The organism is Mastigocladopsis repens PCC 10914 (assembly GCF_000315565.1).
Lineage (GTDB): Bacteria > Cyanobacteriota > Cyanobacteriia > Cyanobacteriales > Nostocaceae > Mastigocladopsis > Mastigocladopsis repens.
Window position 1 is genome coordinate 237,074 of sequence record NZ_JH992901.1, and the last position, 19,836, is coordinate 256,909.

16 protein-coding genes are annotated in these 19,836 nt (G+C 42.0%); 7 read left to right on the forward strand and 9 right to left on the reverse strand.

What is annotated here, in order from left to right; genetic code table 11:
* Nucleotides 1-296 precede the first annotated feature (296 nt).
* Entirely contained in the window at nt 297-1,217 is a 921-nt protein-coding gene (locus MAS10914_RS0103125) for an IS5/IS1182 family transposase (protein WP_017314084.1), read from the reverse strand.
* A 6-nt stretch (nt 1,218-1,223) separates the two neighbouring features.
* Between MAS10914_RS0103125 and MAS10914_RS0103130 the strand changes: the two genes are divergently transcribed.
* The gene (locus tag MAS10914_RS0103130; protein ID WP_017314442.1) at nt 1,224-2,267 is read left to right on the forward strand and encodes an ABC transporter permease; all 1,044 of its coding nucleotides are present in this window, start codon (nt 1,224-1,226) and stop codon (nt 2,265-2,267) included.
* A gap of 334 nt (nt 2,268-2,601) precedes the next feature.
* On the opposite strand, the gene MAS10914_RS31965 is transcribed toward MAS10914_RS0103130, so the two are convergent.
* The gene (locus tag MAS10914_RS31965) at nt 2,602-4,803 is read right to left on the reverse strand and encodes an NACHT domain-containing protein (RefSeq protein WP_017314444.1); all 2,202 of its coding nucleotides are present in this window, start codon (nt 4,801-4,803) and stop codon (nt 2,602-2,604) included.
* A gap of 19 nt (nt 4,804-4,822) precedes the next feature.
* Nucleotides 4,823-5,524, reverse strand: coding sequence for a CHAT domain-containing protein (locus MAS10914_RS0103145; RefSeq protein ID WP_017314445.1), 702 nt, complete (start codon nt 5,522-5,524; stop codon nt 4,823-4,825).
* Between the two features lie 486 nt (nt 5,525-6,010).
* Here MAS10914_RS0103145 and MAS10914_RS0103150 point away from each other — a divergent pair, with 486 nt between their 5' ends.
* Nucleotides 6,011-6,943 carry an ABC transporter permease gene (locus MAS10914_RS0103150; protein ID WP_017314446.1) on the forward strand — a complete coding sequence of 311 codons (933 nt, stop codon included), beginning with the start codon at nt 6,011-6,013 and terminating at the stop codon, nt 6,941-6,943.
* 234 nt (nt 6,944-7,177) lie between these two features.
* Here MAS10914_RS0103150 and MAS10914_RS0103155 read toward each other — a convergent pair whose 3' ends face one another.
* Nucleotides 7,178-8,992 (reverse strand): DUF3685 domain-containing protein, encoded by a 1,815-nt coding sequence (locus MAS10914_RS0103155; protein WP_017314447.1) that lies wholly within the window; start codon nt 8,990-8,992, stop codon nt 7,178-7,180.
* Nucleotides 8,993-9,367: 375 nt separating this feature from the next.
* Complete coding sequence (locus MAS10914_RS0103160) at nt 9,368-9,817, reverse strand: Fur family transcriptional regulator (protein WP_017314448.1); 450 nt, start codon at nt 9,815-9,817, stop codon at nt 9,368-9,370.
* Nucleotides 9,818-10,302: 485 nt separating this feature from the next.
* Here MAS10914_RS0103160 and ispG point away from each other — a divergent pair, with 485 nt between their 5' ends.
* Together ispG and ctpC are read left to right on the forward strand one after the other, a co-directional pair.
* Nucleotides 10,303-11,529: a (E)-4-hydroxy-3-methylbut-2-enyl-diphosphate synthase gene (gene ispG / locus MAS10914_RS0103170; protein WP_017314450.1), complete on the forward strand. Its 1,227-nt coding sequence runs from the start codon at nt 10,303-10,305 to the stop codon at nt 11,527-11,529.
* 156 nt (nt 11,530-11,685) lie between these two features.
* The gene (gene ctpC / locus MAS10914_RS0103175; RefSeq protein WP_017314451.1) at nt 11,686-12,972 is read left to right on the forward strand and encodes a carboxyl-terminal processing protease CtpC; all 1,287 of its coding nucleotides are present in this window, start codon (nt 11,686-11,688) and stop codon (nt 12,970-12,972) included.
* Nucleotides 12,973-13,038: 66 nt separating this feature from the next.
* Here the strand turns inward: ctpC and MAS10914_RS0103180 are convergent, their stop codons facing one another.
* From MAS10914_RS0103180 to MAS10914_RS0103195, 4 genes are all read right to left on the reverse strand, one after another.
* Nucleotides 13,039-13,227, reverse strand: coding sequence for a hypothetical protein (locus MAS10914_RS0103180; protein ID WP_017314452.1), 189 nt, complete (start codon nt 13,225-13,227; stop codon nt 13,039-13,041).
* A 343-nt stretch (nt 13,228-13,570) separates the two neighbouring features.
* Nucleotides 13,571-14,032, reverse strand: coding sequence for a hypothetical protein (locus MAS10914_RS0103185; protein ID WP_017314453.1), 462 nt, complete (start codon nt 14,030-14,032; stop codon nt 13,571-13,573).
* Complete coding sequence (locus tag MAS10914_RS0103190) at nt 14,010-14,939, reverse strand: hypothetical protein (RefSeq protein ID WP_017314454.1); 930 nt, start codon at nt 14,937-14,939, stop codon at nt 14,010-14,012. The genes MAS10914_RS0103185 and MAS10914_RS0103190 overlap by 23 nt, the downstream gene beginning before the upstream one ends.
* A gap of 364 nt (nt 14,940-15,303) precedes the next feature.
* Nucleotides 15,304-17,352 (reverse strand): elongation factor G, encoded by a 2,049-nt coding sequence (locus MAS10914_RS0103195; RefSeq protein WP_017314455.1) that lies wholly within the window; start codon nt 17,350-17,352, stop codon nt 15,304-15,306.
* 276 nt (nt 17,353-17,628) lie between these two features.
* On the opposite strand from MAS10914_RS0103195, the gene MAS10914_RS0103200 reads away from it, so the two are divergent.
* From MAS10914_RS0103200 to MAS10914_RS0103210, 3 genes are all read left to right on the forward strand, one after another.
* Nucleotides 17,629-18,552 (forward strand): tetratricopeptide repeat protein, encoded by a 924-nt coding sequence (locus MAS10914_RS0103200; protein ID WP_017314456.1) that lies wholly within the window; start codon nt 17,629-17,631, stop codon nt 18,550-18,552.
* A 207-nt stretch (nt 18,553-18,759) separates the two neighbouring features.
* Entirely contained in the window at nt 18,760-19,299 is a 540-nt protein-coding gene (locus MAS10914_RS0103205) for a phosphate-starvation-inducible PsiE family protein (RefSeq protein ID WP_017314457.1), read from the forward strand.
* A 167-nt stretch (nt 19,300-19,466) separates the two neighbouring features.
* The gene (locus tag MAS10914_RS0103210; RefSeq protein WP_017314458.1) at nt 19,467-19,712 is read left to right on the forward strand and encodes a hypothetical protein; all 246 of its coding nucleotides are present in this window, start codon (nt 19,467-19,469) and stop codon (nt 19,710-19,712) included.
* Nucleotides 19,713-19,836 lie beyond the last annotated feature (124 nt).

Below are 19,836 nucleotides of genomic sequence, written 5' to 3' on the forward strand. Positions count from 1 at the left end.
TTCAACTCATTATGAATTGACGCCGGATATGAATTAAAACTTCGATATTACGTGAGAATTACTGATACAACCTCTATTTTTAAACCTATTAGACATCTCCGAAAATACTCAAATTGTTTGCCGAAGTGACTTTTAGCGTGCGATTGCCCAAGGGGCACTGCGCTTCGCGCAATCGCCAATTCCAAAAGTGAGCTAGACAACACGTAACAATAAGGGTTTGAGATGTTTCTTATTAAGAAGAGGGCAAAAATAAGTGGCTATGTACAGGAATTGTACTTGAGAATTATTCCGCTCTTTTATGATGAGAAAACTAAGGTTCCAAGTCGGAGTCTTACAAGTCCACAAATAGTCATAATTATTTGTTCATATTTATTAGGATTTAACCGAAACCGTTCTTGGGCTACTCGGAATATTTTCACGACACGAATTAAATGTTCAACAAATATTCGTTCCTTGGCCAATTCTTTATTTCGTTCTTTTTGTTCCGGAGTTAATTCTTGTTTTTTTGGCTTTTTCGTTGGGGTCTTGATTGATTCTTCTCCTGCGTATGCTTTGTCACCATGAAACCTCTGATTGGGGTCAAATCCTTTTTGATGTTCCCGAAATAAATTGATGTCACTTTTTGTTCCTGGTTTTCCTGCTACTACATCAATAATATCTTTCCCCTCAGGTAAAACGATAATTTGATTTTTCATAGTATGGTTTTTCTTTTTGCCAGAGTAATATTCTTTTTGCTCTTCATATTCCCCAGGTCGCTCTCTTGGCTGTTCATAGCTATCTACTATTAGCTCAAACTCGGTTAAAATTTCTTGAACAACTTGGTAGTCACTTGAGTTTTTTTTTACCTGCTCAAGTAGGCTTGGTGGTAATAATTCTCCTAGAATTGGAAACCAATAATTGAATGTATCGTTTGCAGTTGTCTCACTTACCCCAAATTGGATGCCCAGCAATTGAAATGTTGTTAAATGTCTGAGATATGTCAAAGTTAAAATTATTTGCTCTTCCAACGACAGTTTAGGTCTGCGACCTCCTCCACCCGCAATAATTCTTACCTTTTTAGACTCAGATGATACTTGTTTTTGGTTATGCACCTCTCTCGCTTGTTCTAAAAGTTGCTCTAATTGCTCATACTTGAGACCAATTAAACGCTGTGCATCTAGAGGATGATGTTGAATATGCTCAAATAGAGAACCCACAATAGTTTGGTAAAAATACATTTGTATATGATTTTACCAGGAATTATTTATTTTCCGGAGATGTCTATTGTTTCACCCTTGATAGCGATCGCATCTGCCTTACTCATCGGTGCAATTCTTATCCTCTTGGCTGGTGCTAACCCGATCACTGCATACACTGCGTTATTCCAAGAATCTCTTTCTACATATTTCGGATTTGGCAACACGCTTACCAAGATGTCACCTCTATTGTTAACTAGTTTAGGCGTGTTGGTTGCCCTGCGTGCTGGTCAATTTAATATCGGTGGGGAAGGACAAATTTATCTGGGTGCTTTGGGAAGTACTTTAGTTGGTTTGTACGTGCAAGGATTACCAGGAATAATTCACGTAGCGTTGGCGTTGTTAGCTGGATTTCTATTTGGTGCGGCTTGGGGTTGGGTTCCGGGTTATTTGAAAGCTGTACGCAAAGTGAATGAAGTCATCACGACGTTGCTGCTAAATTACATTGCAGTTAATTTGGTGAGTTACTTGGTTCAGAATCCACTCAAAGCACCAAATGCACCGAGTCCTTATTCACCATTGATTGCGAAGTCTGCCCAGTTACCTATTATTTTACCGGGCAGTCTCGCTCATGCAGGTATTTTGGTAGCTTTAATTGCGGCGGGGATTTTGTGGGTGTTGTTGGTGCGATCGCCTTTGGGTTATCAAATAACCGCTGTGGGATTTAACCCCGTCGCTTCCCGTTACTCAGGTATTTCTGTTGAACGTACGACTATGTTGGTGATGGCGTTGGCGGGTGGTTTAGCTGGATTAGCTGGTGCTGCTGAGGTGATGGGGTTGAAATATCGCTTGTTTGAACAAGTTTCTCCTGGTTACGGATTTGATGCGATCGCGATCGCTTTCCTTAGTCGCGGTAATGTTTTCGGTGTAGTGTTGACTTCTCTGTTCTTTGCTACATTGCGTAGTGGTGCGAATGTCATGCAGCGTAGTGCAGGTGTACCAGTAACTGTGGTTTATGCTATTCAAGGTTTAACTGTTTTATTTATTGCCATTAGTCTAGCGGTAGAAAGACGGGGAATTGGGGATGGGTAATGGGAATGCGGAAACCGCCAAAATAATCTGCAATTAATGATCGTAGACACCCAACAGGAGCAAATCGTACAATGGATACATTAACTCATTATCGCAATACTGTCCAAGAAACTCTTAAAAAATACTATAACGATAGCAATTCTCAACCCGCTAACACTACAGAAACTACAATTAGCGATCGCCTTTGACAGAGAATTGGTATATAAGTAAGTCGGTGTAAATAATCGTCACTGGTTTGTAGTAGCGCTTTGGCAAAGACAGTTCTACTACGAGATGAAACAGAGATTTCTCTTTTCGTTACATAGTTTAGTTTTTTCTCGCCGATTTACTGACTTTATTTAATTAATTGCTTCCCACATTTAAAACAGAAATTAGAATTACCTGGATTTTTTTGGCCGCAAGTAGTACAGAAAATATGATTTTGAACTGGAGTTAGAGGTTGATTCTCGCCATATTCGCCATTGCTTGAACGTATTTCATTTGGTGTATTATTCCTGTAAATCTGAGCGAAATGTTCCAGCAACATACGATGAATAAAGATATAGCCGCCGCCAACTTTTTGCAGGAAAACGAGTTCGCTAGCATAGTTGAGGAAGTGGGCATAATTCTGGGGAATGTAATTATTACGATGAAGGATGAAACGCAAGGTAAAATGTCTGATGCAGGCAGTGCCACCACCAAAGATTAATCCTAAAAGCAGTCCCCATCTTAAGGCAGGAGTAACTATATCAATCGGCGTGCTTTTTGACCAATCTCCTAACCCCCTAATTAGTCCCCAGTAAATATTAGAAATTAGCTGCGAATTAAACAAATAAATCGGAACCAAAATTAGCCAACTAATTAACCCAGTAATTCCGGCATTGCTAGCGGATTTCCAAATACCCTGGTTGGGAATAGTTTTTGTTTCTATTTCAGAGCCTCTAAGGGCATCAATTAGACCCAAACACAGACCCAAACTCAGCCCCCACTTCAGCCCGTATTCTATCCCCCATTCTATTCCTGATATTGCTCCTCCGTAAGCTTGCCACCTTGTCAGACCAATCCACAGACCACCAATCGAAGCTAAACTAAGTGCAAAAATCAGTCCCCACTTCAGCCCAGTAATTAATCCTGCAAGCAAGTTATTCCATGTTTTTTTCCAAGGCCATGTCAGGGTTTCATATGTTTTGATTTCTGCTGCACCCCATCCGAAAATTGGTGCTAAAACTATTCCCCACCTCAACGCATTCATCAGTCCCCCTTTCTGATGTTCTACTGCCTGCCAACCTAACTGATAAAGCGGGTCCCAAGCGTAAATGGGCCACAACATCAGTAAGATAGTCAGTCCCCCAAGCAACATACTTCCATATTGATAGTGTCTTTTTTCAGTTGTTGTTTCCAACCAGTTAGGCTGCATTTGCTCAATTAGAAAAACCGTTTGAGACGCTTGAGACATTTTAAAAGCTAGCCAACTCAGCCATCGCATCACCTGTTCTTTGGGATATTTGTGATTTTTGCGCTGGAACCTCCGCTCAATATAAGTATTGAACAGGTGTTGACGACGTTCTTCTACCGAACCTGTCTGAGGCAGTTCTGCAATCTTCTTGCCTTTATAAGCCAGTGTTATCACACTGAGGGTTAAGGGTGACTCAGCTAACTCGTACAATTTGGTATCTGTCTGAAGTAGAGTTTTGACAGCTTCCAGTTCCCCACCAGCTTTATCCAAATATTGCTTAATCTGGTCATTGCTTAAAGGTAGGATGCGGATTGCACCTTGCAATTGCAACTGGGAAGAGAGAGCTTCGTAGTCTTTGATACGACTAGTTACGGCAATCTCAGTATGTCCGTGCTTTTGCATGAATTGGTTGATAGCTTCAACGCAAGCTTCCCTAAGTTCCGGCTTGACCTCATCCAGACCATCTAGCAACGGTAGTATTTTTTCCTGTTTCACCCAGTCTTTTCCACGACTCTTTGGAACTTGATATCTATTCCAGAGTTCTTGAACCAGCCAGTCTGATATTTTTTGCCGTTTATTCACCCATGAAGATAAAGTGAACACTACTGGAATCGTTCGGCTCATGTCTAGTTCGGTACGAGCAATCAAGCTCTCTGCCAGCTTTAGAAGGGTTATTGTTTTACCCGATCCTGGGTCTCCAAGAATTAACAGGGTTCGCCCCTCTCCCATCTGATTAAAGATATCAGTCACACCTGCACCTGTTGGTAGTCGATTTGACTGACCAGACCGCTCTTTTAGCCCAGTAAAGATGTCCTTGACTGCATCTGATTCTTCTTTTACACCAAGTTCAATCATTACTTTGGTGTGTAATGAATTTTCTAAGATGCCTTTAACCCAATAATTTTTAACCTTATAAAGCAAGACCTTTTTCTGTTCATACTCATGTTGAGTAAATTTTTTGGCTGCCTCTGATGTCCTCCACCCAAGAAGATTAGATACTTCAACAATAATGTTTTGATTGACAACTCCTCTATTTTCATGAACCCAACCCTTAACTTCACCAAAAAACTGAAGATTATTTGGCAAACTAGCTTCAGACATAACTTATTTCCTCCAATTTTCAAGTAATGTTCTGATTAACAGTTCCAGAGTTGTACTGCACAAAACCCTTGACATCACCATGAAAATTCATAGTTTGTGGGTTTGTTTTCATATCTACCTGTTCAGGAACGATACTCTTATCTTCATTCGAGGAAAATTGCTGACGTTGCCTTGCTTTAAGTACTGGAGTTTCTGACTCTGGAATTCCCTCTAGATCAATAGAAGCACAGCCTACTTCAAAACAATCCTCATAAGGTCTCCCAGCACCCATCGCGTCATAGAATCCAACAGCAAACTTAATGGCAGCCATATCCCCAATTGCCCGATTCATGCCAATGACATAATCAATATGCTGGTGAATCGCTTCAGCTTGAGCTTCTGAATAGCAGGCATTGAGTAAAACACATTCAACCTTATTCTGAAACAACTTAAATAGCCTTGCCAGAGATTGTGTACTCACCAGTTGCATTTGTCCAGAGCTATTCTCAAGAGCTAATCCATTACCTCCTGAGCCATGTCCGGAAAAATGAACAATTGTTGGCTGGTGGTCTAACAGCGCACGGCGCAGGTCATCAACTTGTACCGCCCACTCAGTGACGATTTCAAATTGCTCGCGATTGTTGGCTCGTTTCAGCGCCGCTTGAATTTTCCGCACCTCTTCATCTAGGCGCAGTTTGTTTGTGTCCTTAGGATTGGCTGATAATATCAATATTTTTTTCACGGTTTTTATTGCTTCGTGGAAAATTTACTAGCTAGTACTAACGCATTGACAAAAAAAACAGAGTCTGTATAGCAGAAGAGGTCAAAAGAACTCTTCCACATATTTTTATAGGTGAAATCAAAGTTGACTTATGCAGCTAGACAGTGGCATCCTATCTGCTGATAACTACACGGTTTCTGTTCTAAATTTCGCAATCAAAGTAAAAAGATTCTTCTTATCGTTTCAACTTATAAGTAATGCGGTATTCCACGAAAGAGCATTAGTTGTAATGTGAAGCGAAAAGTATTAATTTCTTATAATTGCGAGCGGCATCACCAACCTTGGATGTTTTCTCAACAATGGTTCATAAGTTGACATTTGAGTTCAAACTGGATAATACGTAGTTTGAATAGGAGTGACTGGTGAGAACCGATAATCTCAGAATAACTACTTTACGGGCGCACAACTGTGTACCCTATGAACTACTAACAATCAACATCATTACTAATGACAATTGACTTTTTTTCAGACTACCTCGTTGCTAGTCTCCGTCTTGCCGTACCTTTGGCATTTGCTGCGTTGGGGGGACTGTACTCAGAACGTTCGGGAGTGTTGAATATCGCCCTAGAAGGAATGTTACTTACTGGTGCTTTTACTAGTGCAGTCATCACTTTTTACACTAATAACCCTTGGGTTGGTGTAATGGTAGCACTTATTTTTGGCGGAATAGTAGGGTTAATTCATGCATTTTTATGTGTGACTTTATACGTTGATCAGTTAGTGTCTGGGCTGGCAATTAATCTTGTGGCAGCTGGGTTAACATCTTTTTTAGGGCGGCTGGTATTTCATAGTAGTACTCAACGTCTTGTGGGAATTGAGCCAATCATTATTCCTGGGTTTGCCAATCTTCCTTTATTAGGTACTTTACTATTTCAGCAAAATATTTTTGTATATTTGATTTTTATTTTAGTGATATTGAGTACATATATTTTATTTAATACCAGCTTTGGTTTAACTTTGCGCGCGGTAGGAGAATATCCCAAGGCTGCGGAAACAACTGGGATTTCTGTGCAACGTGTGCGCTATCTGGCTGTAGTGTTCGGTGGATGTCTTGCTAGTTTAGGAGGTGCTTATTTAAGCCTAGTGCAGGTGAGATATTTTGCTGAGGGTATGAGTGCTGGGAAAGGATTTATCGCGATCGCAGCTTTAATTTTTGGGAAGTGGCATCCTGTAGGTAGTGCTTTCGCCTGCTTGTTATTTGGTGCAACCGAAGCGTTACAGTTACGAATTCAGGCATTAGGTGTAAATGTACCTTATCAGTTTTTGGTGATGTTACCCTATGCGATCGCACTCCTAGCCCTAGTTAGTAAGAAAAGTAAATCAACCCCTCCAGCAGCTTTAGGTGTACCGTATTTTCAAGAAAACCGAGAATTTAAATAGGGTATCCTGCCACTTGACGACTGATCGCTCTCTCAAGAAACCGCATTTGCTTAGGTTGGGGAATAAGCTCTTACTCTTTAGATTTACTTTATAAATAGCCTCTCAGAAGTCAGAATTTAGAAGACAATACAGTTCACTTAAAATCTTCTGACTCCTGTGCCTCCTACGGAGGAACTGCGTTAACGCGCAGCGTGCCCGGAGGGCACATTCTGACGGATGTATTCTTACCCAAAATCATAACTTTCTATTCTTTCTTTCCGTTAAAGAAACACTGCCAATACCTTGAAGAATACCACGACCAATTAAACCTAGACCGCGACCAATGACTTGCGTGAGAACAAAGACAACACCACTCCCCAAGAAGGATAATAGCGATTGTAGACGAGGGGCAATTGCATCACGAAATTCTAGAGTCAAGGTCACAACTAGTCCAATACCAGAAAGTTGGGCTAATTCTTGTCCACGCGGTGCATAAATTGAAATTGTGGCAAGACCGCGAGGTGCAAATACAAATAGCTCATAGCGGCTTTCAAAAATTTCCTTAGGTTCATTGACATAATTCCTAAGACGATATCTCCATGACAAATTATTTCTAAAACGTTCAATTTCCCGCGTAGAAATCAACTGACGGTCATAAAAACTTTGCTTAATTTCTTCTACATCTGCTAAAGAGTTGAGTAGCGGCTGTACCACAGCATTTGCTACCTGAATCAACAAATTCTCTAGAAGCATTTCTGCATGCTCCTTTGCTTCCGAACGACCTGCTGGATATGAGGCATTATCAATCTGCAAATCTGTTTGAAACAACAGATAAGAAAATAACTCCTCAACCAAAGGAATCCTCTGAAGAATCTCTGTTTGCACAACAATAGGATTTTGCAGCAACAAAGTGACAATTTCTAAATTGTTAGTGCCTACTCGTACCCTAGAAAATTTACCGAAAAAGTCTGTAGTTGCTGCTTGCCATACATCAAGTAATACAGTATTTTTTAATTCATATAATTGATTTATTTTTACTAGAGAAGCTCGCATTTCATCTAGTGCATCAGCAATTTTTTGCAGAATAAGATAAAGTAAATCTCGTTTTTTATCAGAACGTAAAATATCAATTTCTAAAGGGATATTTGTTAAATTTTTTAAAGGAAACTGAAGTTTGCTAATGCAAGAAGCAAATAACGCTGCTTGAAGTGAACGCGGACTTAGTAGAGAGGGGGTATTTTGCTTGTTGGGTGAGTCAGATTTGGAAATAGAACGACTAAGGGTGGGATTTGTGGGAGGCTGCCCCTGTACAGACGCGAAATGATTCGCGTTAGCAACGCTACGTAAACGCGGCTCTACCTCTCGCCTTTCCAATGATGAAGCGAATAATTGACTCAGAAGCCAACGAGCTGCTAGCAATTCTCGTCTTTGCCCAGCTAAGACTGCCCGATCTAACAAGGGCAATCCGGGGACTTGCAATTGTGCTGTTACCTGAGACAAGGTAGCGTCAATGTAAGCAATTCCTGATAAGCGCAGATGATTCCGCAGTTTAGAGAAAGGCAGCCGAGAAGACACAGAGAAATTTTCAATGGCATTCACCACCTCGTCTTCGTGTCTGCGCGTTGCCATTTCGTCTTGTCCCACCCTATCCCAAAATGAGCCACCTGCTACCACCAGGTGCATGGCGGTGACTAATTCGGAAACAGGAGTCCCTTTGGGACAGTAACCATTTACCCCAGCGGCTCTTGCTGCTAAAAGCAGCCCTTGTTCTTGGACAGAACTCAAGAGCAATAATGGCAGGTTGGGGTACTGGGTTTTCAAATGGCGACACAGTTGTAAACCTAGCTGCTGGCTGGAGAGGGAGCGACCATTCCCTAATTCCAAAACCACCAAATTCACTCGGTTAGGGTCTTCTTGTGCAAGTTCTGCTAAAATTTGCAATGCAGCAGTATCTGTTTGAGCCTCTGAGACCACTTGCAAGTTAGAGAATTCTTCCAAAGCCACTCGTAGCCCTAGCCGGAAGATGGAGTCCTGGTCTATTAACAATAGTTTCAGAGGGCGATCGCTCATAATCCGCTTAAAAACGCAGGCGTTGTTTTTTTGGTAAGAAGCAAGCTTTACAACTTAGCTTCGTTCCCTATTGTGACCTGTTTTGATAGACAGATTAATTGATATTAATTGCCATGGGCGAGCATTCACTCTTGAATTGAATGAGTTTGAGTATTCGGCCTCCCTCAGCAGAACACTATATTGAAATAGCCTAGATAAAATAAGAGAGTTTTCGCTCTTGAGATATAGCAAGCTTGCCATTCCATATTGTTCGGGACATGGAAGTCAAAAGCCTTAGCCAATGATGTGATGAAACAGTGGTAAGCAGTAACTGTGGCGAAAATGGTAATGGGTTATAGATTGGTGGTTGCATTTAAACGCAACTCATAACAACCATCATTTGCTTTCTTGTGAATTACGGTATCCGTAAAAGTTAATACTGTAGTCAGTAATCCGTACCCCTGTTTGTTCTTCAACTTGGCGAATAAATTCTTCAGGTAGTTCTATGTGAACATCCATGATTTGATTTGTATCCAAACAATTAACATGACTGTGGGAATCACTGATATTGCCATATAAACGTCCATCACAGCGCTCAATACATTCAATGATGCCGTGAGTGGATAGTGCTTCTAAATTTTGATAAACAGAGGTATGTCCGATCGCTTTGCCTTGCTGGTTGAGGCGATCGTAAATCTCTCTGGCAGAAAGATGCTCTCTTGCTTCCCAAAGCAGTTCTAGAATAAAGCGACGCTGACGACTAAGGCGCATACCCAGTGTCTGACACTGCTCTAGAGCATCTTCAAGTGAACGAATTGGTTTTGTAGATATTGTTTGTTTTTGCATATTTTTATAGATTGTTATGTTAATTTATGGGCTAATTTCCCTTTTGAATGTTGATTTGTATTTTATATATCCAAAGGTTTTACACCCTGCACATTCAGCTTCATCTGTGTTTTTGCTTTTGATTGTTGCGGCAGTCACACATAAGGGTGAGGAGTTTTTGTGCTGGTTAACCTTGGCTTTCCCACACTCTAATGTAAAATGAACTCATTACAACTTTAGCTTAAAATAGCAGTAAACGTCTACGTAAAGCCTGATGCGTTGTCAATAGTCAATCATTTAGAGTAATTTGAGATTTTGAATTTTGGATGATTCATCAGTCATTTTTACCTGTTTATCCGCTCACCCTCTTCCCCACTCACCCTCTCCCTTTTTTCCTGCTCTTTTTTTCTAACTTCATTACTCAAATTTGCACAACCTGTGGCACTCTGGGAAACAGAGCGTTCCCAATTTGATTCATTTGCTACAAAAAATTTACCTAACAGGTTATGCAAACCCTGCCTACACTTACAAATTCCAATACAGTAAATACTCAACCCACCTTTGACACGACTATCAAACGGCGCAAAACCCGTCCAGTCAAAGTTGGCGATGTCTCGATTGGGGGTGGCTACCCTGTGGTAGTGCAGTCCATGATTAACGAAGACACCTTGGACATTGATGGTTCCGTAGCAGCGATTCGTCGTCTTCATGAAATTGGCTGCGAAATCGTCCGCGTTACCGTACCTAGTATGGTTCATGCCAAAGCCTTGGCAGAGATTAAACAAAAATTAATCAAAACCTACCAGGACGTGCCAATTGTTGCCGATGTGCATCACAATGGCATGAAAATCGCTTTGGAAGTCGCCAAACACATAGAGAAAGTACGGATTAATCCGGGGTTGTATGTGTTTGAAAAACCCAACTCCAATAGAAATGAATACACCCAAACCGAATTTGACGAAATCGGCGAAAAAATCCGCGAAACATTAGCACCATTGGTGATTTCCCTGCGCGACCAAGGCAAAGCTATGCGAATCGGCGTAAATCATGGCTCCCTTGCTGAAAGGATGCTATTTACCTATGGAGACACTCCAGAAGGCATGGTGCAATCGGCAATAGAATTCATTCGCATTTGTGAATCCTTGGATTACCACAACTTGGTCATTTCGATGAAAGCCTCACGGGTGCCGGTGATGATAGCCGCCTATCGCCTCATGGCACAGCAGATGGATGCACTGGGTATGGATTATCCCCTGCACTTGGGTGTGACCGAAGCAGGTGATGGCGAGTACGGACGGATTAAATCCACTGCTGGTATTGCCACTCTCTTAGCTGATGGGATTGGCGATACAATTCGCGTATCGTTGACGGAATCCCCAGAAAAAGAAATTCCCGTATGCTACAGTATTCTGCAAGCTTTGGGACTGCGGAAAACAATGGTGGAGTACGTTGCCTGTCCTTCCTGCGGACGTACATTGTTTAACCTAGAAGAAGTCCTGCACAAAGTCCGCGAAGCTACTAAACATCTGACCGGACTCGACATAGCAGTTATGGGTTGCATTGTCAATGGACCCGGAGAAATGGCTGATGCCGACTACGGTTATGTTGGTAAAACTCCTGGATATATTTCTTTGTATCGAGGGAGAGAAGAAATTAAAAAAGTTCCAGAAGAAAAAGGAGTAGAAGAGTTGATCAACTTAATTAAGGCAGATGGACGTTGGGTAGATCCATAAAGTTTTCGACAAGTTTTGTACCGAAGATTACTTAATGTGACCGGATCACAAAGCGTTTTCATGAAATAAAAAATAATGCTCAGTCTGTACAGTAAAACCCTGTGTTAGATTGGGCATACTGACTATAAAATTTTCCGTCTGGCACAGCTAGTAATTATGGTGATTACAAGAAGTGGGCTTGTTTTGGGTGCTACAGCGGTGACACTAACAACAATCGCAGTCACCATCAGCATAGGCACTCACTCAAAAGGACAGGCTTTATTTAAAGAAAGTCCTAAGGAATTAGTAGATGAAGTTTGGCAAATTATTAACCGCCAATATGTAGATGGTACTTTCAATAAGGTAGACTGGCTCGCTGTTCGTCAACAGTACCTGAACAAGTCTTACACCAACAAACAGGAAGCCTACAAGTCCATACGGGAGATGCTGAAGAAGCTAGATGACCCCTATACCCGTTTTATGGACCCAGAGGAGTTCAAAAGTCTGCAAGTTGATACCTCTGGAGAACTTTCCGGGATTGGTATCCAGATGGGTCTAGATGAGAAAACGAAAAAGCTGACTGTTATTGCTCCAATTGAGGATACACCTGCCGCGAAAGCTGGTCTCCTAGCAAAGGATATTATAACCAAAATCAACGGAAAAAGCACGGAGGGCATGGATACCAATCAGGCAGTAGCCTTGATCCGAGGTGAACCAGGAACGTTTGTCAACTTGACAATTTTGCGGAGCGGTCAGCAAAAAGAATTCAAAATTACACGTGCGAAGATTGAAATTCATCCAGTTGACTATTCTCAAAAGCAAACTCCAGCGGGCAACATTGGCTACATTCGTTTGAAGCAGTTCAGCGCCAACGCTGCCAAGGAAGTGCAACAAGCTGTGAGAAATTTAGAAAGTAAGCAGGTCGCTGGTTATGTCCTGGATCTGCGTAATAATCCGGGTGGCTTACTCTTCTCAAGCGTGGAAATTGCCCGGATGTGGATGAATAACGGTACGATAGTCTCCACCAAAGACCGTCAAGGAGAGGTGGAACGGGAAATAGCAAATGGACGTGCTTTGACTAATAAGCCGCTGGTGATATTAGTAGATAAAGGTTCAGCAAGTGCCAGTGAAATCCTCTCAGGCGCTTTGCAGGATAACAAGCGTGCTGTTTTAGTCGGTAGTCAAACATTTGGCAAAGGCTTAGTGCAATCAGTGCGCCCGTTAGATGATGGTTCAGGAATCGCAGTCACAATTGCCAAATACTTTACCCCCAGTGGAAAAGATATCAATAAGGCTGGAATTCACCCTGATATTGTGGTAAATTTGTCGGACGACCAACGACAGAAGCTTTGGCTCGGCGAACGTGAAAAAGTCGGCACTCTACAAGACCCCCAATTTGCTAAAGCAGTGGAAGTCTTAGGCAAAGAAATTGCACAAAAAGGCAACAATAGGGCAGAAAAATGAAGAAAGAAGAGGGAAGAAAGAAAAGATAAAGACGAAAACCATTCTTCGTTCTTCCTTCTTCTTTCTTTATATCGGTTGGCATTTACCAGCCCTAATCAGTCCTACGCGACGAGCTATTGCTTCCCCTTCGGAAGTAAATGGTCCCCAGTGTTCAATAATTTCTGGATTCTTTTCAACGGCGGCTTCGTTACTGGGGATAATTTCACAATGGCAAGCAGGTCGCTTGACAATATACCAAGTTTGTGTCTCGCTCATGCGTTGTCTTACTCCTTTCCCGCATACTTAATTTAACAAACCGCAAAGGAAGAAGATATGTAATTTTAGACCAAGAAGGGAGTGATATCCGTTTCCTACTGACGTCATTTTACGACTTTAGGGGACACCGTGATTTTTGCACTGAGCGATCGCTACAATAAATGAGTTGCAGCTACTCTATACTGAAAACAGCTATCTAATGAATGAACCGCAGATAAACGCGGATGGACGCAGATAAATTTGTACCTTAGCCAAATGAAAACCGCTCTATTAAGAAATTAAAACCCCTTGCTACTAGTCAATAACAAGGGGATTTTTATTTTATGTTGTTATTTAATACGAGTTAATTTGGCTTGTTATTTAACGAACGAATGCTCTGGTTAGGAGCAGTACATCTGTTGGCTGCTACATAGAAGGTTGATACGCTCAGTATACATACAGCGATCGCACTTATCCACAGCAAAAGGTTTTTCTTCTTTAACTGAGGGACATCGGATGGTTGGGGTAATTCAATTAGTTGAGAAACTTCCTCGGCTGGTGGAAGAATTCCGGGCTGATTGAGAAGTTTGAGACAATACTCTAATGCAAAAGGCAATGATGTTTCGTCTAGCTCTCTCCATTCAGCCAAAATATTACGATTCCAGAGATTACCGTACAAAACTCCATCCTTGTGTTTGTGTTTTCCTACCCTAAAGGTAGTTTTAGGCTGAAGGTACGCTACAACGGTTGGATCTTCTCCAATTGGTCGTTTTTTTGGATCTAATCCCTTGGATTTGAGAAAATCAAATGCTTCTTCCAAAGTCATCTTTCTTCAGCTTCACCCTATTTACAAAAGCAACAAGAATGTCGTACTGGTAATTGCAAAGCTCGTCATCCTCCCATTTAACAACATGAGAAAGGGGTGTGACTCCCCAGACAGTCTCAATAATTTCATCAGTACTTTTTTCTTCAGCTTTCAACTTCTCAACTTTCTCCACATCTTTTGAGAAGCTACTACGAGTTATCTTTTTCTCGTCAGCGTAGCTGACAAATGCTTTAGGATTTTCTAAAAGTCCCTTGACTTTCGCCACAGCGGGGACGAGGATTTGTGGCGAATAAATATTAGCTTTAGTTCGATTCTCTTCAGAGCCAATAGTATCGGGAACCCTATTGGCATTAGCTCGAACGGCAAAAGACGCAAGCTGTCTCGCCTGCGTCGTCACTGCGGTTAGAGTCCAATCAACTGTCAAACTAAAGAATTTTTCTGCCCAAGTTCTTAAATCAATCGGCTGATTGTATTCCTTATTTTTTATTCCAAAAATTCTTCTTGTCCTTACCTGCAATTGTTCCCAATCAGATAGTTGGATGACCAATTCTCCGATATGAACGATATCTTTATCGATGGCATAGCGGAGATTATTCCACCATTTCCCAAAAGTTTCGTAAACACCGTTCGCTCCAACTTCATCGCTCTGTAAGTAGAACACTTCAAGGTCATCTGAATCTACTAAATGCAATTCCTCGTGTATTGTCGGTGTTATCTCGCTTTCTTGTATTTTGTCCTTGACAAAGGCGATCGCGTCTTCGTGTTCTGATGATGTTCCCAGCAATACCGCTGCTACATCTTCTAGCACGATTTGAGGATTTTCGCCTGTTTCTTCGCAAAAGACCCGGATAACTCGCGAGCGTGGAGGTTTCTTGCTCTCAAAAAGAAAATCCACTTGAATTAGCATTATGATTTTTCTTTGCTAGATGCACTTAATCTCCACTATACAATATCTTTTTAAAAAGAAGAATTATGGCAACTATGCCTAAAAATTCATCACAAAAACTTTGGTAGAAGGCACATAAGAATAAAGTAAATCAATACTAGAAAAAGTATAGCGCCAGCAACTAATGACTAATAACCAATAGACCTCTTGCATCAGTAGATTTTATCTGGGTCCATCTGCGTCCATCTGCGGTTAATTATTCATTTTATTAGACTTTTGCAAGAAGTCTAATAACCAATAACAAAGCCCAAGTGTTACGCCTGGGCTTTATCATTAGCAAAATCTCCAACTGTAGAAAATCAAAAGATTTTAGACAAATTCAAAATCACTTACCGTTGCCGTTACCACCATTGCCATTGAAAGAGGTGAGAATGCGATCGGCAATTCTATCAGGAACTTCCTGAAGATGGTCGTATTCCCAATGGAAGGAACCAACGCCAAGAGTGAGCGATCGCAATTCTACGATAAAGTTTTGCATCTCTGCTTGTGGCAGGTAAGCGGTGACACTATCCCATCCTTGCCAGTTATGTATACCTTCATAACCCAAAATCTGACCTCGCCTGCCCGTGACAAGTTGCAGTACTTTGGCGGTAAACTCGTTTGGAGTAGATACTGTCACACGGACAATCGGTTCTAGCAGGGTGGGTTCACATTTGGGTATTCCCGTTTGCATAGCAAGACGGGCGGCTTGCTTAAATGCTTGTTCGGAACTATCAACAGTGTGATAAGAACCATTCGTGAGAGTGACCGCCACATCCACAACCGGGAAACCCAATGGACCTTGTGACAGAAATTCCCGTACGCCCATTTCCACACCAGGAATGTACTGCTTAGGAACGACACCACCAACAATCGTGTCTTTGAAGTTAAAGCCTTCGCCGCGTGCTAATGGCTTAATGTCGAGATAAACATCGCCGAACTGTCCATGACCGCCACTTTGGTGTTTGTAGCGTCCGTGAATTGATGACGCTGGCTTGCGAATGGTTTCTTTGTAAGGGACTTGCGGCAAGTGCGTTGTCATCGGTAGATTATATTTGCGGCGCAGGCGGTCTAGTGCGACTTGCAAATGAATCTCGCCTTGACCCCACAGGATAACTTCGTGGGTGTCGCCATGTTGTTCCCAAGCAAGGGAGCAGTCTTCTTCCAGCAGTTTGGTGATAGCACCACTCAGCTTAACTTCATCGTTGCGTTTTTCAGGAGTCATTGCCAGGGCATAAACTGGTTCTAATTGCCCAGCTTTGGGTAATGCTGTCGTTAACTGCTGACAAGAAATCGTATCCCCGGTCTTGATACCCTCTAAACGGCTGATAGCTACAATTTCACCAGCACAAGCTTCATTAATTTGCTGCTGTTGTTGTCCCATGAGGCGGTAAAGACCACCTGCACGCACGCCGTTGAGAAGAACCCCATCAGTTAACTTACCTTGCCAAACTCGTACCAGAGAGAGTTTGCCACCTTGGGGGGTGTAGTAAGTTTTTAGCACCTGCGCTACAGGGAAATCGCTTTTTTGAGCCTTTAAGCGACGTTCTGCTGTGGTTTCTGGTTCAGGGGCTTCTCTCAGCAAGGCTTCTAGGAGTGGACGTACACCATAATCTTGTTCAGCAACTCCAAAGAAAACAGGGACAACCAAATCTGCGCCTAATTCCAGTTTCAGGTCTTGGAGGATTTCTTCTTGGGGTGGTTCGATGTCTTCTAAAAGTTCTTCTAGTAAATGGTCATCAAAATTTGCTAAAGCTTCGAGCATTTCTGCCCGTGCTGTGTGTTCTTCTTCTTTAAGTTCTTCTGGGAAGGGAATAGGGTCAGCCGGCGCACCTGAATGGTACTGATATGCTTGTTCGCTCACCAAGTCGATAAAGCCAATGAGCTGTTCCCGTTGCATGATGGGATATTGATGTGCTACCAAGGGACGACTGGAAGCGGCTTTGAGGGCGTGTAGCGTGTCTAGAACATTGATATTAACCCGATCCATTTTATTGACGAAAACCAGGTGAGGAATTTCCCAGTCGTCAAGGAATTTAAATAAAGGGGCAAGGGTGAGGACTCTGTCTGTGATGGGTTCGCAAACCACAATTGCCGCATCCACTCCCATCAAGGCGTTATAAGTTTCTTGGGCAAATTCCACACTTCCAGGACAATCAATAAATGTGAAGCGAGTGCCATTATACTCACTGCTAGCAGCACTCACTTCTACACTCATATGGCGATCGCGCGATTCAGCAGCACTATCTCCTACTGTGTTGCCATCCTTAACGCTGCCTTTGCGAGTTATTGCCCCTGTCACGAATAACAAACTTTCCAGTAACGTGGTTTTTCCACTTAAATATGGACCCACAATTGCCACATTTCGCGAACCCGATTTTACTTTTTCGTTCATAAAACCTCCCTTGCGGCTCTTCTCGTCTAGCCGCGTTATCCTAAAGTTATTAAGGAGTTAAAATTGATGATTCAAAAGATTATCCTGTCTTTAACTAGAGATTATCTCTCCTTTAATATCGAGGTCAAAAATCGTATTTTCTTGTAATATTTAGCCCAATAAAATTTAACGATTATAAAAATTGATATATAAACTTTAACTTATATGAATATATTCATGTGTCACAGAAACTTTGTAAAGTAAACGTAACTCAAAATATTCCAACAAAGGAAAACAATGCGAGTCCCTCTCTATCAATATCGCCTTCCTATTTTGGTGGGTTTCATATTAGTGGCACAAAGCCTTCTGTCTCCATCTTCCCCAGCCTCCCCTGCTCCTCACCTCATACTGGCGCAATATGTTGATAGCAGCGCTCAAGACTACTTAAATCAGGGGTTGCAGGCGATTCAGGTGGGGAGAGTACAAGATGCGATCGCCTTATTTCGCAAAGCTACCGAACTCGATCCCAATCTAGCTCCAGCTCACTACAACTTAGGACTAGCACTGCGACAAGTGGGACAATTACAACCTGCGGCAGATGCATTTTACAAAGCTACACAGGCTGATCCCCAGTTTGCTCTAGCCTATGCGAATTTGGGAGGATCGCTGTTGGAAGGGGGTAATTTGCAACAAGCGAACGATTACTTGCAACGAGCAGTGGAACTTGATCCCAAACTGGGAGTTGCTCATTACAACTTAGGGTTACTACGAGAGCAACAACGCGATTGGGACAAAGCGATCGCATCCTTTAAACAAGCAATGAAACTGAGCCAAAATGCTCCTGAACCAGCCTATCATATGGGCATATGTTATTTACAACAAGGAAAAACAGATAAGGCAAAAGATGCATTTCGCAAGGCAATAAAAATCAATCCCAAATATTCAGAAGCTCACTACAATCTTGGGACAGTTTTATTTAGCCAAGGCAAGTTAAAAGATGCATTAGAAACTTTTAGAAAATCGGCAGAGGCAAACACAAATTATGCCAATGCTTATTATGGCGCAGGATTGGTTTTTATACAGTTAAGGCAATACGCAGAAGCAGCACAGGTGTTGCAGTATGCAAGAGATTTATACAATGTTCAGCGTAATTTCCAATGGGCAAACAATGCTGCACAATTATTGCAACAGGCGCAAAACTTAAATTATCAGCCTCGTTAAAGCGTCATCGCAGCACAATAAATAAAGAGCGATCGCGGCACAATAAAAGTGTCAGAAAAATCGGCTGGTGTGGTTTAAAACAGTGAACAGTGAACAGTACCAGCCGCAGTGCGTATGGTGGGGGATTTAAACCCAATGATGAAACTGATAACTGATAACTGATAACTGGTAACTGTTGAAGTTCTCCCAATTGGAATCAAAATACTCATGAAAAAGCGCCTCAAGAGTCAATTCTTGTTCTATGATCGCTGGCTGAATCGGCATTGGATAGTTCGTAATATGGAAGCTTTCCAAGATCTGATTGTGATTATCCTGTGCCTAGGTTTATTTGCTGTCATGCTTATCCAGTTATGGGGGATATTAATTGCCCTCACGCAAGCACCAGATTATCAACAACTAACCGCCAAGATATTATTTATCTTGATTTTGGTCGAATTATTCCGACTCCTCATGGTTTACTTGCAAGAACATAGTATTGCCGTAGGAGTGGCAGTAGAGGTCACAATTGTATCTGTACTGCGAGAAGTTGTGGTTCACGGAGCGTTGGAAATTTCTTGGATTCAAACTGCATCAATTTGTGGTTTATTGTTTATATTGGGCGGGCTGCTGCTCGTGTGTGCCAAGACGCCACATATGGATTGCATAAGTGCTAACACTAAATTTTGTCCTGTTAAGCACACTGAAGTCAGACAACATGAAAACGAGCGTGAATCCCAGCATCCACATCGCTATGAGGAAATTGCTTGAAGGGTAGAGCAATTTTAGCTCCTTATCTCGTTCCCAGGTTCCACCTGGGAATGTATCCTCATACACAGCGCACATCTTTCTTATACTCTCTTATACTCTTTTGGGCAGATGAATGCCTCCCTTAGGGCAAGTAGAAGTGAATTAGAAACCTAACGGAGGGTAAATTTATGGTTCAAACTGCAGGAAACGCTCAAACTCAAAATCCTGTGAGCAACCTAGAGTACGACTTCCTCACTGTGTTGCAAAACAAAGCTGAAGCAATCAAAGCTTATGACACTTACATCAACGATGCACAGCAAGCTGGTTCTCAGCCTTGTGTAGAATTATTCCAGAAGTTGCGCCAGTCTGATATTGAGCAAGCACAGGAAATTCGCCATCACCTTCAAGAAGTTATGCAGAAGGGTAAGATGTAAGGTTGAATTTTCGCTCTAAGACGCAAAGGCGCGAAGTAGCGTAGGGTGTGTTAGCGCCAGCTAACGCACCATTTGTGTAGATTAAACAAGATTGCATCTGTTTGATTCCATCTGTGTCCATCTG